We start from the raw sequence: 13,942 nt of genomic DNA, 5'->3' as shown, positions 1-13,942 counted from the left end.
AACAGACATGTCGAGTATTCTGACGAACAATGGCGCGATGGTTGCGCTGCAAACACTGAAATCCATCAACGCCAACCTGACCAAGACTCAAGGAGAGATCTCTACCGGCAAATCGGTTGCCTCGGCCAAGGATAACGCCGCCGTCTGGGCCATTTCCAAGGTGATGGAGGCGGATGTGAATGGTTTCAAGGCGATTTCCGAAAGTCTGTCGCTGGGTGATTCGACCGTCGCCGTGGCCCGGCAGGCCACTGAAACCGTCACCGACCTGCTGACCGACATCAAGGCAAAGGTTGTCGCCGCACAGGAAGGCAACGTTGACCGTGCAAAAATCCAGACCGATATCAGCGCCCTGCGCGACCAGATCAATTCGGTCGTCGGTGCCGCGCAGTTCAATGGCTTGAACCTTGTTCAGGGAACTGCGGACGTAGAGATTCTTTCATCCCTTGACCGCAGCAATAACGGCACCGTCACTGCCAGCCACATCAAGGTATCGCGGCAGGATCTGACCAGCACCGCCGGCACCCTGGGCAGCGGCACCGACCTTTCCGCCAACGCCACGCTTTCTGCGGCATCCGCCACCAATGCGGGCAATACCCAAACTCTGACGATCGCCACGGATGCCGATATTTCCGGCGATTCCTTCGACATCTCCATCGGTGGGGCAACCGTCAGCTTTGGTGTCGGCGATCTGACTGGCGACGAATCGGCAGCCGCAACCGCGATTTCCGGCGCCATCAACGCGCTTGGCCTGGTCGGCATCACCGCAAGCGCCTCGTCTGGCGTCGTGACCTTCACGTCGACCAGGGCCTTCGAAGATGTTGACCTCACCGCGACCAAGAACGGCGGCGCAACCGGCGTTACGCTGTCGGGCGCCACGATCGGCGAGCGGGCGGAATCGCTCACATTCTCTGCCTCGGCGAATGTCAACGAAGGTGACGGTTATCAGGTCACGGTGGGTGGCAGCGCCTATACTTATGTCGCTGGCAAGAATGAAACATTTGAAGACATCGCGCGCGGCCTGAAGGCGGCGGTTGATGGCGGTGGCGTTTCCGGCGTCACCACGCAGGTCGCCCAGAACAGCTCTGGCCAATGGCAGTTGAAGATCGACAACGGTGGCGCATCCAGTGTCAGCCTGGCGCGTGCAGGCGCGGCGGATGGCACTGCGTCGGGTGGGCTTTTCGGATTGGGTGGCATCGACGTGACCACCGATACCGGCGCCCAGGCCGCCTTGGGCAATATCGAAACCCTTATCGACAATGCCATCAGCGCCGCCGCCGAATTCGGTTCGGCCGAGGGACGCATCGAAACGCAAAGCAATTTCATCGGCAAACTTACGGATGCCCTGAAATCGGGCATCGGTGCGCTGGTCGATGCCGATATGGAGGCAGCTTCGGCGCGCCTGCAGGCCTTGCAGGTGCAGCAGCAGCTTGGCACACAGGCATTGTCGATCGCCAACCAATCGCCGCAAAGCATTCTGTCGCTGTTCCGGTAACGGGCTGATCCCGGGCGCATCACCGCCCGGGATATCCGTTCGCCCTCAGACATCAAATTGACCGGAAGGAAAGACATTGACCGCCCATATGCTGGCGAAATCCGCCTATTCGACGCCGAACCAGACGATGTTCCGAACACCACGCCGAATCGAATATGATCTTTTCGCGGAAATCACGGCCCGTTTGAAAGCCGCGACCGGGGAAAAACAGAAATTTTCCGCACTGGTCTCGGCCCTGCATGACAACAGCAAACTGTGGATGACGCTGGCTGCCGACCTGGTCGAACCCGGCAACGGTTTGCCCGACTCACTTCGCGCGCAACTTCTGTCGCTGGCGGAATTCACCCGGGTGCAGACCCACAAGGTTCTGTCGGGCAAAGACAGCGCCGAGGTGCTGATTGATATCAACACCGCCATCATGCGCGGTCTGAACCAGAAGGCAGCCACATCATGAGCGGCCTTGTCCTGAAACTTGCACCCGGCGAGCGTGTGCTGATCAATGGTGCCGTGATCGAAAACGGTGATCGCCGGGGCCGTCTGTCTGTCATCACACCAGGGGCAAACATCTTGCGTCTGCGCGATGCAATTCACCCCGATGAGGTCAACACGCCCGTTCGCCGCGTTTGTTATATTGCGCAATTGGTCCTGTCCGGCGATGCGGTGCCAGAGCAGGCCCGCCTGCAATTGCTGCGCGGGATCGAACAGCTCAGCCAGGTGCTGACCGATCACGACAGCCGCACCCACCTGACACAGGCCACAGAGGCCGTTCTGGCCGATCAGTATTACTATGCGCTGAAAGCAATGCGCGGCCTTTTGCCGCGCGAAGAACGCCTTATGGCAACCGCGCGGTCATGAGCTTCGCACCGGTCATTCCCGTTGGGTGCTATGCCGGTTGGCGGTTTCTGGCGCGCACGGCTGATACACAAAAGGCCGCCTTTCAGAAATCCCCGGAAATGGCGCGCGATGTTGACTATTTTCGCGAAAATATCGGCAAGATCACATCGGCCGAGGCCCTGGTCGCAGACCGAAGGCTGTTGCGCATAGCGCTGGGCGCCTTCGGTCTGGAGGGTGACGTCAACAACAGCTATTTCATACAGAAGGTCCTGTCGGACGGAACGCTGGATGAAACGGCATTGGCCAACCGCATTGCCGACAAAAGTTATCACAAAATGTCCAAGGCATTCGGGTTTGGCGATTTTTCAACGCCCAATACTCAGCTTTCGGATTTTCCCGACAAAATCCTGTCCGCCTTTCAGTCACGCAGCTTCGAAATTGCCATCGGCGAACAAAACCCGGACATGCGCCTGGCAATGAACGCCGTTCGTGAGCTTGCCGACATCACTGCCGGATCTGGCAGCGATGATACAAAATGGTTCACCGTGATGGGGTCGGAACCATTGCGCAAGGTGTTCGAAACGGCACTGGGCCTGCCTGAATCATTCGCGGCGCTGGATATCGACCAACAGTTGACCATCTTTCGTGATCGCGCGGCCCGGACATTCGGAAACGGCGAGATCTCTCAGTTTCAGGATCCCGAAAACACCGAGGCCCTAGTTCGGCGCTTCCTGATCCAGGCCGACCTAAAAGCCTTCGCAGCATCGTTCAGCCCGGCTGCGACCGCATTGACCCTGCTGCAGGCCGCGATGCGCTGACGCGCCGAATATCCGGGTCAGGCCACGGCCGCTGTCGGACCCGCCATGCCGGGCGCCGAGATTGTCGAAAGGCAAGTTTTCAGACGCGCGAAACTGTCGCTCGTATCGCCTGTCTCTGCCTGGGACAAAAACCCGTCCAATGCGGACCAGGCCGCAATTGCGTCATCAATATCCCGATCTGAACCCGGCGCATACAGCCCCGCCTGTATCATCATTTCGGCCCGCTCATAGCTGCCCAGCAAATGTCGCGCCCGCCCTATCAGCGCATTTTCTTCGACTGTGGCGGCATCCGGCAGGCTGCGCGAAACTGATCGCAACAGATCAATTGCCGGAAAGCGCCCCCGTTCAGCAATCGTGCGGTCCAGAACGACATGGCCATCAAGCACGCCGCGCAAGATATCGGCCACTGGTTCGTCCATATCAGAGCCCGCCACCAAAACACTGAATATGGCCGTAATATCGCCCATGTCACCCGCCCCGGGGCCAGCCCGTTCAGCCAGACCCATGATCATCTGCGCCGTGGAAGGGGGATACCCCCGCAGCGATGCGACTTCGCCGGCGGCAAGCGCGACCTCGCGATGTGCCTCTGCGAATCGGGTTACCGAGTCGGCCATGAACAGGACATGCGCACCCTGATCGCGGAAATGCTCGGCGACGGCCATCGCTGTCCAGGCGGCGCGGCGGCGCACAAGCGCCGATCGGTCAGAGGTCGCGGCGATCACGACCGAACGCCGCAACCCGTCAGCGCCCAGCACCCGGTCGGTAAATTCACGCACTTCGCGGCCGCGTTCGCCGATCAGCGCGATAACCGCGACATCAGCCTGAACACCACGCGCCAACCGCGACAGCAATGTCGATTTACCCACGCCAGACCCGGCGAACAGCCCGATCCGCTGGCCACGCACAAGGGGCAACAGGGTGTTGAACACCGCCAGCCCCGTTTCCAGACGCCGCCCCAAGGCATGCCGACTGGTCGCAGGCGGCGGCGCTGCGCGCAGGATGCGCGCCTGCGTCCCACTCAGCAATCCGCGCCCGTCCAGCGGCCTGCCGAACGGGTCAATCACCCGGCCCAGCCAGCCTTGATCCGGTGCGATGGTCGACGGCCCCAGCAACACGGCCCGATCGCCCAGCGCCATCCCTTCTGGCGCGCCGTCCGGCAAGACAGTCAGCCTATCTGGCGCAAGCTGCAACACCTCGCCCAGCCTGACATCCCCCCGCCGATCGCGAATCTGAACCAGATCGCCAAGACAGGCCCGGTCTGCCAGCCCGTCAACACCCACAGTCCCGCGGCCGATTGACACGATGCGCCCGGCCGGACGCGTGGATTGCAACCCCGCAAGGCCGCATTGCAAGGCCGCAAGGGATGGAAACTGCATGAGGGTTCTCCGCTCTGACTGATGAGAACGGTTTATAAACGAATCAGGATTAATCCTTGGTTGAAACCGAGGAGAAGCCCGGATGTTCGCAAAGTTGGAACTGTTTCAGATGGCGCAAGGCATGGCATCAAATGCCGCGACGCGCCAGGCTGTCATCGCCCGCAATATCGCCCAGGCCGACACGCCTGGATACAAGACGGCCGATGTCAAACCCTTCGCCGAAACCTATGCGGCGCAGGACGATTTCACGGCCAATGCCACCCGCAAGGGGCACCTTGCCGCCAGTCAGCCCTGGCGGGAGCAACCTGTCATACAAACTGCAACCGGCGCCGAGGCATCGCCAAACGGCAATACCGTATCGCTTGAAGTCGAAATGACGAAAGCGGCGGAAACGCGCACTCAGCACGATATGGCGCTGGGTATATACAAATCTGCGCTGAACATTCTGCGCAGCAGCCTTGGGCGCTAGGGGCGGGCGATGAACGATCTCATCAAAACGCTTTCCCTGTCGGCCAGCGGCATGAACGCCCAATCGGCCCGGCTGCGCCATGTTTCGGAAAATATCGCCAATGCCGATACCCCGGGCTATCGGCGCAAGACGATGGGTTTTGAGCAGGTGAAACAGGGTGGCGACACGCCCGGCACAGTGCGGCCCGGCCCTGTCAAGCTTGACCAGCGTGACCTGACCCGAATCTTTGATCCCGGCAATCCGCTGGCGGATGAAACCGGCCATTATGACGGCTCGAATGTCGATCTGGTGGTCGAAATCGCGGACGCGCGCGAAGCGCAGCGCAGCTATGAGGCGAATCTCAAAATGTTCGACCAGGCACGTCAGATGACGTCCAGCCTGCTCGATTTGCTGCGCCGGTAAAGGAGTACCAGAATGGATATCCGATCCTCAACCGCCGCCCTGCAAGGCTATGCCCAGGCGCGCCCCGCCACAAAGCCAGGCGGGGCAACCCCGGAAACGGGCTTTGCTCGCATGGCACGGGATTTTACCGAAACCTTGCAAAATGCCGAAAACACGGCAAAGGCCGCGATGACCGGCGGCGCCGATGCACATGCGCTGGTGCAGGCGCTGGCGCAAACCGAACTGGCCGTAGAAACGGCTGTCACGGTGCGCGACAAGGTTGTCGAGGCCTATCAGGAAATCCTGCGAATGCCGGTCTGACCCATGCAAGATATTATCCTTTATGACATTTTACGCCAGGGCCTGTGGATTGCGGTCAGGATTTCGGCGCCAATCCTGACGGTCGCCTTGGTTGTGGGTCTGGTGATCGGCCTGTTTCAGGCACTGACCTCGATCCAGGAAATGACGCTGACATTCGTTCCCAAGCTGGTGGCGATCCTGGTGGTATTCTGGATGTCGATGAATTTCATGACCGAGGCTCTGACCGGGTTCTTCACCGACAGTCTGTTGCCCCTGATCGCCGGAACATGACCCATGGATAATGCTGGATACACCACATTGACACGTCAGGCCGGATTGCTGCGTGAAATGCAAACCGTGGCCAATAATATCGCCAATCTGTCGACGGCAGGCTATCGCGCCGAAGGGGTGATCTTCGCCGAATACGTGCGCAATACGGCGGGCGACGCCGGCGCGCTGTCGATGGCGACCGGCGATGTGCGCAAAACCGATCTGCGCCAGGGTCAGCTGACCCAGACCGGCGGCACATTTGATCTGGCCATCGAAGGCCCGGGGTTTTTCATGGTTGAAACGGCCCAGGGGCCGGCCCTGACACGGGCAGGCGCCTTTACTCCGAACGAGGCGGGTGAACTGGTCAACCCCGAAGGGCATCATCTGCTTGACGCAGGTGGTTCACCGCTTTTCATCCCCCCCGATGCCACAGCGGTCAGCATTGCGCCAGACGGCACGATCAGCGCAGACAGCCGCGTGGTGGGACAGGTCGGCCTTTACCAGCCATCAGACCCGCTGACCCTGACGCGCCAGAGCGGAACGCTGTTCATATCACCGTCCGATATCGACCCGGCACCCGAAGGCAGCGCGATCCTTCAGGGATATATCGAAGGCTCCAATGTCGATCCCATTACCCAGGTCGCGCGAATGATCGAGGTGCAGCACGCCTATGAACTGGGCCAAAGCTTTCTGGAGCGCGAAGATGAACGCATCCGTGCCGTGGTGCGCACCCTTGGCCAATAACCCGCAAGGAGAACTGACATGCAGGCCCTGAAAATCGCCGCCACAGGTATGATGGCCCAACAAATGCGGGTCGAGGTCATCTCGAACAACCTCGCGAACATGAGCACAAATGGCTATAATGCCCGGCGCGCTGAATTCACCGATCTGCATTATCAGCAATTGACGCGTCCGGGCACGATCAGCGCCTCTGACGGCACCGTGGTGCCAACCGGCGTGCAGCTTGGCCTGGGGGTCCGGCCGGCGGCGATCGGCGTGATGCTGCAACAAGGCTCGCTTTCGCAAACGGGGGGCGATCTGGATATTGCCATCGAAGGCAAGGGCTATCTCGAGGTCACGCTGCCCTCGGGCCAGGCCGCCTATACGCGTGACGGAGCCCTCAAACGCAATGGCGAAGGGCTGATCGTTACATCAGATGGCTTTGCTGTCGTGCCCGATATCACCATCCCCGACGACGCGCGCAGCATATCGATCAGCCCCGAAGGCGAAGTCTATGCCTATTTCAGCGACCGCGTTCAGCCTGAATTGCTGGGCCAGTTGTCACTTTCGGGGTTTTCGAATGAAAAAGGGCTAGAGGCCATCGGTTCTAACCTGTTCACAGAAACAGCGGCCTCTGGCCCGGCCAATGTCGCAGCGCCGGGTGCAGATGGGCTTGGCCTTTTGCGGCAAGGCTATGTCGAGGACAGCTCGGTCGATGCAGTGCGCGAAGTCACTGAACTGATCGAGGCGCAGCGCGGCTATGAACTGAACGCCAAGGTTATCACCGCCGCCGATCAGATGCTTGGCGCAACCACGCAGGTGCGGTGATGAAACGAATGATTGCCGTGCTCATCGCAGTTGCACAACCTGTCTGGGCCGAAACGGTCGTCCCGACACGTACGCTGCGCAGCCAGACCATCCTCTCCTCGCAGGATGTGACCCTGATCGCCGAAACCATGCCCGGCGCGCTGACCCATCCCGATCAGGCAATCGGGCTGGAAGCGCGCGTGATCCTTTACGCCGGCAGACCGATCCACCCCGGCGATCTTGGGCAACCCGCGCTGATCGAACGCAACCAGATCGTGACGCTTCTCTATCAGCGCGGCTCGTTGGTCATCGCGACAGAGGCCCGCGCGCTGGACCGCGCAGCCTTCGGCGAGCTTGTTCGCGTCATGAACCTGGAATCGCATACAACACTGACCGCGTCCGTCACGGGCAACGGCCAGGTCACCGTGCAGCAAGACCGCTAACAGGAGAGACCCATGCGCATGTTCACCACCTTGCTTGCGGCTTTGCTGTTGGTTCCCGCTGCAGCCTGTAACCGCCTGGCCGAAGTCGGCCGCGCGCCCGAATTCAGCTCTGCCGATGGCGGCAATGCCTATTTGGCCATGGCATCCCTTCCCCAGTCGGGCGCTGCCCAGGGCGGCCCGGGTTCAGCACGCGCATCATTATGGAATGGTGGGCGGGCTTCGTTGCTGGGCGACCGCCGCGCTGGCCTGCCTGGCGATATCATGACCGTCGTCATCGAGATCGACGACAAGGCGGAAATTTCCAATTCCAGCCAGCGGGCCCGAAATGGGTCTGAAAAGCTCAGCCTGCCCGGTTTGTTCGGCATACCTCAGCGGCTCGACGCGCAGCTTCCCGACGGGGCCAGCATGGACAGCGCGGTATCCACCACTTCATCCAGCGAATCCGGCGGTGACGGATCGGTGCGCCGCAATGAAAAACTGACATTGCGCATTGCCGCCACTGTTACCGGCCAATTGCCCAACGGCATTCTGCGCATCGAAGGTTCGCAAGAGGTGCGCGTGAATTTTGAGATCCGCGAACTGCTGGTTACCGGCTATGTCCGGCCCCAGGATATCTCGCGACAGAACGAAATCACCTATGACAAGATCGCCTCGGCCCGCATTTCCTATGGGGGGCGCGGCCAGATCACCGACGTTCAACAGCCGCGCTATGGCCAGCAGATCGCGAACATCATTCTGCCGTTCTGAGGGGCGCGCTCATGTCTAAGATTCTGCCGGTGATTATTGCGATTTTGGGGCTTGCGGCCGGCGCAGGCGCTGGATTTGTGCTTCGTCCTGCTGAAAAGCCTGCCGAACACGCGCCGGACATGCCATCCGACAACAGCCACGCCGACCCGCATGCCGAAAAACCATCATCGCAAACCGGGGTGGAATTCGTCAAGCTGAACAACCAGTTTATCGTGCCCGTCGTTGAAAACGGCGCCGTTTCCGCACTGGTCGTCGTCGCACTCAGCCTCGAGGTCGCACAGGGAGAACGTGAAGCAGTCTATCTGATGGAGCCCCGCATCCGCGACGTGTTCTTGCGGGTTTTGTTCGACCATGCCAATTCAGGCGGGTTTCGCGGCACGTTCACAGCCAGCACCAATATGTCGGCCCTGCGCATTGCCTTGCTGGAAGCTGCGCAAAAGGCCTTGGGGCCTGGCATCAAGGATGTGTTGATCATTGATCTGGTTCGCCAGGACACCTAGGCACTGGCAACCTTGCGATCAGTTTTGCCAGCGCGGCATCCCGCCCGTATGCTTGGCTGGCCTGTTCTTTTGCCTGCGCCTGCCTGGCCAGAGCCTGCACCAGCTCAAGCTTCAGACCCGCCTGCTGCTTCAACGCCCAATCGCGCCAAACCATATCCATCCCGGCGCGCGTGGCCGGGGTGTCGATATCGGTGCACATCATCTCCCTCTCGTGGGTCAGCGCGTCGATTTTCTGCACGATTGCGTGACTTTCGGCCGCCGCTGCCCTCATGCGGGCCAGCTCTGATTCAACGCAGATCTTCGTCAGAAGGCGCAGGCGCTGAATATCCGTGCGGCGGGGCTGTTTCATAACCGCCTCCCGGCCCGCAAACGCATTGCCTCGGCGAACCTGATCGCGGCTGCCACGGCGCGATAATGCTCTCGCTGAACTTGCTGACCGATCTCGATCGTTGCAAACAGCGCCCTCGCTGTGGGCGGATCACTAAACAATGGAACCCCGTTTTCTGCCGCGATTTCACGCATACGCGCCGCGATTTCATCAACCCCCTTGCCAATACAGACCGGCGCGCCGCCTGCTGTCCGATCCCATTGCAGGGCCACTGCATAATGGGTGGGGTTCACGATCACCACATCGGCTTTCGGCACATCCGCCAGCATCTGGTTTGCGGCGATCTGGGCACCGCGTTGTCGGCGCTGATGCTTCATGTGCGGATCACCTTCGGACTGTTTATGTTCATCCTTGAGATCCTGCAGCGACATCCGGTTTTTCCGGATATGGTCGAAATATTGCCAAAGATAATCACCAGCCCCCATCGGCACGACAATCAGGATGACAATCAGCAGGAATTCCAGCGCCAGCCGCATCATCAGCGCGATCGCAAGGCCGGCGGGCAGCTGCGCGGCGGATGCCATCCGATCAAGGTTATGGGCCAGAAACCAGGTCAGCACGATTCCATAAAGCATCAGTTTGACCGCGCTTTTGCCGAATTCGAACAGCCCTGTACGGCCGAACTTGTTGCGGGCATTGGCGATCGGATCTATGCGCGACAACTTTGGGGCAATCTTTTCCGGTGCCAGTATCAGGCTGCGCTGCGCCAGGATCGAAACCAGCGCGGCAAGTGCCGGCGCCAGAAACCATGGCGCAATACTCTTGCCGACGACAAGCATCAGCCCTCCATATGCCGCCGGTCCGGCCGCAATATTGCTGTCAATCCCGGCCTGGGCGATCACTGCCAGCAAAACCTCACCCAGACCTGTGAAGGTGGCTGCTCCGAACCCTGTCATGACAAGGCCGAAACCGGCATAGCCGGCGGCAATGTTCAGATCGGACGACCTTGGCGTTTCGCCTTTCTTGCGGGCGTCATCCAGACGTTTCTGGGTCGGGTCGTGTGATTTTTCTTCGTCACTGTCGGACATGTCAGTTCGGCATTGCAAAAGGCGCGCCCAGAACGCCGTTCATCCACTGCACCCAGATTTCCAGAACTTGAGGAAGGATCACCGCCAACAGGGCCAGTCCGCCCAAGGTGATGGCTGGCGCCCCGATGAATGACACCATCAGCTGCGGCATGGCACGATTTATGACGCCAATTGCCAGATTATAGATCAGGGCCCCGATCACGAAGGGCATGGCCAGCGTCAACGCGAGGCCAAAGCCCTGTGCGATATGGGCCACCCCCCAATCCACCAGAGCAGCACCATCAGGCAAAACGCCGAATGGCAGCGCATCATATGACAGAATGATCGCCTGTGCGGCCCGCACATGCAGCCCGCTCATCACGGCCAGCGCCAGCCCGGCACTGACCATCAGATGCCCGGCGGCGGGCAGGGGTTCGGCCCCGGCATTTGCGAAAATCTGCGCCAGAGATGTGGCCTGGGCGATCATCTGTCCAGCCATCTGCAAGACCAGAACCGACAGGCGCAATATCAACCCCAGCGCCAGGCCCGTTATGATTTCAGAAATCAGATATGCCCCGATCCTGAAATCTGGGGTCGTGATTTGCGGTGCGACCACCGGCGCGGCGATGGCGGTGAATATGACCGCCAGTATCAGCCTGACCCGCTGTGGCACGGTTTGTTCGCCAAAGGCCGGCAGCAAAGCCATCACGGCACCCACCCGCAGGAACACCACGAATCCGATCTGCATCTGGTCCTGCGCAACGGGGAAAAGCTGGGTCAGCAGCGCCATCATGCGGGAACAAGCCCGACCAGGGCGGGGCGGGCCTCGCTTCCGACCTCTTCGAAGGACAGAACCGGCGCCATGATCCCTTTTGCCGACAGAACCGTGCGCACAAAACGCCGGCGGCGGGTCGATGTGATGACAGCCGGAAAGACCCCGTCTTCACCCGCTTTGGACAGCCTGTCAGAAACAAGATCGGCCAACCGGTTGAAATCGGCCGGGGGCAGGGCAACGGAATGGGCCCCGCCCTCGCCTGTGATTTCATATTTGGCGAAGCGCTCCTCCCATTCTGGGGCAAGCTGCAACAGCGGAATGGTGCCATCCGGGCGCCTGTGCTCTGCGACCAGCTGGAACCCGAGCTTGTGACGAACATATTCGCACAGATCCTCGGCATTTGAATATGTCTGCCTTGCCGCAGAGATAGACTCCAGGATGAGCGGCAGATTGCGAATCGAGACCCGCTCCTCCAGTAACAGACGCAGAACCGCCAACAGCAGGTCGACAGGAACCCGCTCCGGGACAAGTTCGTCGATCATGCGCCGGTTGGCTTCGGCGCGGGCCGGGTCCGTCAAGCGTGTCAGTTCATCCAGCAACCGGCGCAAGGCCTTCAATGTCAGCAGGCGTGCAAAGTTCCGGCGCACCACCTCCAGCAGATGGGTCGACAGCACTTCGGACGGGTTGACGACAGTCACGCCTGACAGCGCCATATCTTCGGCCGCCTGCGGTGTGATCCAGCGCGCCGGAGCGCCGTAAACCGGCTCTTTCACGTCCTCTCCCGATGGCAGGGCCGGAACATCCTCGGATTTGAGCGCCAGAACCTGATCCGCCCATAATCGATCCCGCGCCTGTTCGACGCCTTGGATACGAATGACATAGGTTCCGGGCGGCAGGGTGCCATTATCCGTCAGGCGCATCTCGGGCAGGATCAGGCCATAAACCTCGGCGATATGTTTGCGCATATTGTCAATTCGCGCGTCCAGACCGGTGGCCGGATCCAGAACCATACCAACCAGATTGGGCGCAAATTCCACATGAATGTCATCCAGATCGAGAAGATCGCCCAGCGGAGCCTCGCGAATTACCGGCGCTTTCGGTTCGGCCTTGGCGGCGGCAACAGCGCGCCGCGCGGTGTTGCGGCTGACAAGATAAGCCCCGCCAGCCAAAACCCCCGCGCCCATCACGAACGGGACGAACGGCATTCCTGGAACCAGGGCGAACACGGCCATCAGCACGGCAACCGTTGCCAGCGCCGGCGGATAGCGCCCCAACTGACCCACCAGCGCCAGGTCTGTAGCCCCTGTCGCCCCCCCGCGCGCCAACAGCAATGCAGATGCAATAGAGATGATCACAGCCGGGATCTGGCTGACCAGCCCGTCGCCCACCGTCAGGATTGCATAAGTCTCGAACGCGCGTGAAAGCGGCATGCCATGAAGGGTAACGCCAATGATCAATCCCATCACCAGGTTCAGCAAGGTGATCATCAGGCCCGCAACGGCATCGCCTTTAACAAACTTTGACGCCCCGTCCAACGACCCAAAAAAGGTGGTTTCAGCCTGATCGCGCTCGCGTCGCTTCTTGGCTTCCTCATGGTCGATTGCACCCGCCGCCATGTCGCTGTCGATCGCCAATTGCTTGCCCGGCATCGCATCCAGCGCGAAACGGGCGCCGACTTCGGCCATGCGAGCGGCCCCCTTGGTGATGACCATGAAGTTGACGATCAGCAACACACCGAACACGACCAGCCCGATCAGGATATTCCCGCCCATAACGAAGCTGGCAAATCCTTCGATCACATCGCCGGCGGCCCGCGTGCCGGTATGACCCTCGCCGATAATCAGCTTGGTCGATGACACGTTCAACGACAGCCGCAGCATCAGAGTAGCCAGCAAAACGGTGGGAAATACCGAGAAATCCAGTGGGCGTTCGATGAACAGCGTCACTGTAAAGATAAGGATCGCCAACGCAAAAGATGCAGCCAGCCCGATATCCAGCACCCAGGCCGGAACAGGCAGGATCATCATGACGATGACCGCCATCAACGCCATCGCCAGCAGAATCGTGGGGCGAAAGATCTCGCGCAGGGTCAGCCGGGGCATCATCCGTCCCTTTGTGCGAAAAGGCCGGGGCCAACCGACCCGGTGACCGGAACCAAAGATCCCAACCCCCGTGATCCCTGACCCGATTGCAGCAGCGGGAAGGGGTTCACCCGCGGCACGGCTGCATCCTTGGAAATGCCTTCTGGTAATGGCGCAGGCGCGCCGGCAACAGCCGTATCTGCCGTCAGGCCGGCATAGATCCTGTCGAACCGCGTTCGATACCGTGCAGCATATTCCGGGCTTCGTGAATGATAGGCTCCGGCGGCCATGCTCCAATCACGGGTTTCACGGTATAAATCCGCCAGAAAGCGTGCCGCATACAGGGCGTTCGGTCCCGGTTGAAACATTTCGTCCAGCGATCTGAAATTCTGGCCATGCCATCGGTAGTTCAGCTGAAAGCATCCAATATCGAAGCTGCGTGCACCGCGTTGAAACCCATTCCGCGCAAAGCTGCGTGCGCTTTCGGCATCATCAAACCATGCGCCTTTACCCTCCATATTCACGGTCCAGGGC

At 60.3% G+C, this 13,942-nt stretch carries 18 protein-coding genes; 13 read left to right on the top strand and 5 right to left on the bottom strand.

All coding sequences use genetic code 11. The features are described 5' to 3' along the window. Positions 1–7 precede the first annotated feature (7 nt). The 4 genes from ACTCHC_RS04510 to ACTCHC_RS04495 all read left to right on the top strand — a co-directional run bounded on the left by ACTCHC_RS04510 (position 8) and on the right by ACTCHC_RS04495 (position 3,144). A complete protein-coding gene (locus ACTCHC_RS04510) occupies positions 8–1,492 on the top strand; it encodes a flagellin (RefSeq protein ID WP_463021275.1) in 1,485 nt (494 codons plus the stop codon). Between the two features lie 76 nt (positions 1,493–1,568). Further along, positions 1,569–1,946 carry a flagellar biosynthesis regulator FlaF gene (flaF, locus tag ACTCHC_RS04505; protein ID WP_463021274.1) on the top strand — a complete coding sequence of 126 codons (378 nt, stop codon included), beginning with the start codon at positions 1,569–1,571 and terminating at the stop codon, positions 1,944–1,946. Then, positions 1,943–2,347, top strand: a complete 405-nt coding sequence (gene flbT / locus ACTCHC_RS04500; RefSeq protein ID WP_463021273.1) for a flagellar biosynthesis repressor FlbT — start codon at positions 1,943–1,945, stop codon at positions 2,345–2,347. Before flaF ends, flbT begins: the two co-directional genes overlap by 4 nt. Next, positions 2,344–3,144 carry a DUF1217 domain-containing protein gene (locus ACTCHC_RS04495; protein ID WP_463021272.1) on the top strand — a complete coding sequence of 267 codons (801 nt, stop codon included), beginning with the start codon at positions 2,344–2,346 and terminating at the stop codon, positions 3,142–3,144. Before flbT ends, ACTCHC_RS04495 begins: the two co-directional genes overlap by 4 nt. Before the next feature lie 17 nt (positions 3,145–3,161). On the opposite strand, the gene ACTCHC_RS04490 is transcribed toward ACTCHC_RS04495, so the two are convergent. Continuing rightward, positions 3,162–4,520, bottom strand: coding sequence for a FliI/YscN family ATPase (locus tag ACTCHC_RS04490; protein WP_463021271.1), 1,359 nt, complete (start codon positions 4,518–4,520; stop codon positions 3,162–3,164). Positions 4,521–4,602: 82 nt separating this feature from the next. Between ACTCHC_RS04490 and ACTCHC_RS04485 the strand changes: the two genes are divergently transcribed. From ACTCHC_RS04485 to ACTCHC_RS04445, 9 genes are read left to right on the top strand one after another with little or no spacing between them, the layout of a single operon-like run. Further along, complete coding sequence (locus tag ACTCHC_RS04485) at positions 4,603–4,989, top strand: FlgB family protein (protein WP_463021270.1); 387 nt, start codon at positions 4,603–4,605, stop codon at positions 4,987–4,989. Between the two features lie 9 nt (positions 4,990–4,998). After that, positions 4,999–5,391 carry a flagellar basal body rod protein FlgC gene (gene flgC, locus ACTCHC_RS04480; RefSeq protein WP_463021269.1) on the top strand — a complete coding sequence of 131 codons (393 nt, stop codon included), beginning with the start codon at positions 4,999–5,001 and terminating at the stop codon, positions 5,389–5,391. Positions 5,392–5,403: 12 nt separating this feature from the next. Continuing rightward, positions 5,404–5,691 (top strand): flagellar hook-basal body complex protein FliE, encoded by a 288-nt coding sequence (gene fliE / locus ACTCHC_RS04475; RefSeq protein WP_463021268.1) that lies wholly within the window; start codon positions 5,404–5,406, stop codon positions 5,689–5,691. Between the two features lie 3 nt (positions 5,692–5,694). Then, positions 5,695–5,961, top strand: coding sequence for a flagellar biosynthesis protein FliQ (gene fliQ / locus ACTCHC_RS04470; RefSeq protein WP_463021267.1), 267 nt, complete (start codon positions 5,695–5,697; stop codon positions 5,959–5,961). A 3-nt stretch (positions 5,962–5,964) separates the two neighbouring features. Further along, positions 5,965–6,684, top strand: a complete 720-nt coding sequence (locus tag ACTCHC_RS04465; RefSeq protein ID WP_463021266.1) for a flagellar hook-basal body complex protein — start codon at positions 5,965–5,967, stop codon at positions 6,682–6,684. A gap of 18 nt (positions 6,685–6,702) precedes the next feature. Continuing rightward, on the top strand, positions 6,703–7,488 hold the full coding sequence (gene flgG / locus ACTCHC_RS04460) for a flagellar basal-body rod protein FlgG (RefSeq protein ID WP_463021265.1): 786 nt from the start codon (positions 6,703–6,705) through the stop codon (positions 7,486–7,488). Beyond that, entirely contained in the window at positions 7,488–7,910 is a 423-nt protein-coding gene (flgA, locus tag ACTCHC_RS04455; protein WP_463021264.1) for a flagellar basal body P-ring formation chaperone FlgA, read from the top strand. The genes flgG and flgA overlap by 1 nt, the downstream gene beginning before the upstream one ends. Positions 7,911–7,922: 12 nt before the next feature. Continuing rightward, the gene (gene flgH / locus ACTCHC_RS04450) at positions 7,923–8,657 is read left to right on the top strand and encodes a flagellar basal body L-ring protein FlgH (protein ID WP_463021263.1); all 735 of its coding nucleotides are present in this window, start codon (positions 7,923–7,925) and stop codon (positions 8,655–8,657) included. A gap of 11 nt (positions 8,658–8,668) precedes the next feature. Further along, positions 8,669–9,157: a flagellar basal body-associated FliL family protein gene (locus ACTCHC_RS04445; RefSeq protein ID WP_463021262.1), complete on the top strand. Its 489-nt coding sequence runs from the start codon at positions 8,669–8,671 to the stop codon at positions 9,155–9,157. Here ACTCHC_RS04445 and ACTCHC_RS04440 read toward each other — a convergent pair. Genes ACTCHC_RS04440 through flhA form a run of 4 tightly spaced genes read right to left on the bottom strand, consistent with a single transcriptional unit; the run spans position 9,129 to position 13,429 of the window. Next, complete coding sequence (locus ACTCHC_RS04440) at positions 9,129–9,506, bottom strand: hypothetical protein (RefSeq protein WP_463021261.1); 378 nt, start codon at positions 9,504–9,506, stop codon at positions 9,129–9,131. The genes ACTCHC_RS04445 and ACTCHC_RS04440 overlap by 29 nt on opposite strands. Beyond that, positions 9,503–10,573: an EscU/YscU/HrcU family type III secretion system export apparatus switch protein gene (locus ACTCHC_RS04435; protein WP_463021260.1), complete on the bottom strand. Its 1,071-nt coding sequence runs from the start codon at positions 10,571–10,573 to the stop codon at positions 9,503–9,505. The genes ACTCHC_RS04440 and ACTCHC_RS04435 overlap by 4 nt, the downstream gene beginning before the upstream one ends. A 1-nt stretch (position 10,574) precedes the next feature. Then, positions 10,575–11,345 carry a flagellar biosynthetic protein FliR gene (locus ACTCHC_RS04430; protein WP_463021259.1) on the bottom strand — a complete coding sequence of 257 codons (771 nt, stop codon included), beginning with the start codon at positions 11,343–11,345 and terminating at the stop codon, positions 10,575–10,577. Further along, positions 11,342–13,429 (bottom strand): flagellar biosynthesis protein FlhA, encoded by a 2,088-nt coding sequence (gene flhA / locus ACTCHC_RS04425; protein WP_463021258.1) that lies wholly within the window; start codon positions 13,427–13,429, stop codon positions 11,342–11,344. The genes ACTCHC_RS04430 and flhA overlap by 4 nt, the downstream gene beginning before the upstream one ends. Between the last annotated feature and the right edge of the window lie 513 nt (positions 13,430–13,942).

This window comes from Actibacterium sp., assembly GCF_055134745.1.
The sequence above is the reverse complement of the archived record's forward strand: the minus strand, read 5'-3'. Positions and strand labels throughout refer to the sequence as shown.

Coding starts and splice junctions, on each gene's coding strand:
- ACTCHC_RS04510 (WP_463021275.1), top strand. CDS start 8: ATGTCGAGTATTCTGACGAACAATGGCGCGATGGTTGCGCTGCAAACA.
- flbT (WP_463021273.1), top strand. CDS start 1,943: ATGAGCGGCCTTGTCCTGAAACTTGCACCCGGCGAGCGTGTGCTGATC.
- ACTCHC_RS04495 (WP_463021272.1), top strand. CDS start 2,344: ATGAGCTTCGCACCGGTCATTCCCGTTGGGTGCTATGCCGGTTGGCGG.
- ACTCHC_RS04490 (WP_463021271.1), bottom strand. CDS start 4,520: ATGCAGTTTCCATCCCTTGCGGCCTTGCAATGCGGCCTTGCGGGGTTG.
- ACTCHC_RS04485 (WP_463021270.1), top strand. CDS start 4,603: ATGTTCGCAAAGTTGGAACTGTTTCAGATGGCGCAAGGCATGGCATCA.
- flgC (WP_463021269.1), top strand. CDS start 4,999: ATGAACGATCTCATCAAAACGCTTTCCCTGTCGGCCAGCGGCATGAAC.
- fliE (WP_463021268.1), top strand. CDS start 5,404: ATGGATATCCGATCCTCAACCGCCGCCCTGCAAGGCTATGCCCAGGCG.
- fliQ (WP_463021267.1), top strand. CDS start 5,695: ATGCAAGATATTATCCTTTATGACATTTTACGCCAGGGCCTGTGGATT.
- ACTCHC_RS04465 (WP_463021266.1), top strand. CDS start 5,965: ATGGATAATGCTGGATACACCACATTGACACGTCAGGCCGGATTGCTG.
- flgG (WP_463021265.1), top strand. CDS start 6,703: ATGCAGGCCCTGAAAATCGCCGCCACAGGTATGATGGCCCAACAAATG.
- flgA (WP_463021264.1), top strand. CDS start 7,488: ATGAAACGAATGATTGCCGTGCTCATCGCAGTTGCACAACCTGTCTGG.
- flgH (WP_463021263.1), top strand. CDS start 7,923: ATGCGCATGTTCACCACCTTGCTTGCGGCTTTGCTGTTGGTTCCCGCT.
- ACTCHC_RS04445 (WP_463021262.1), top strand. CDS start 8,669: ATGTCTAAGATTCTGCCGGTGATTATTGCGATTTTGGGGCTTGCGGCC.
- ACTCHC_RS04440 (WP_463021261.1), bottom strand. CDS start 9,506: ATGAAACAGCCCCGCCGCACGGATATTCAGCGCCTGCGCCTTCTGACG.
- ACTCHC_RS04435 (WP_463021260.1), bottom strand. CDS start 10,573: ATGTCCGACAGTGACGAAGAAAAATCACACGACCCGACCCAGAAACGT.
- ACTCHC_RS04430 (WP_463021259.1), bottom strand. CDS start 11,345: ATGATGGCGCTGCTGACCCAGCTTTTCCCCGTTGCGCAGGACCAGATG.
- flhA (WP_463021258.1), bottom strand. CDS start 13,429: ATGCCCCGGCTGACCCTGCGCGAGATCTTTCGCCCCACGATTCTGCTG.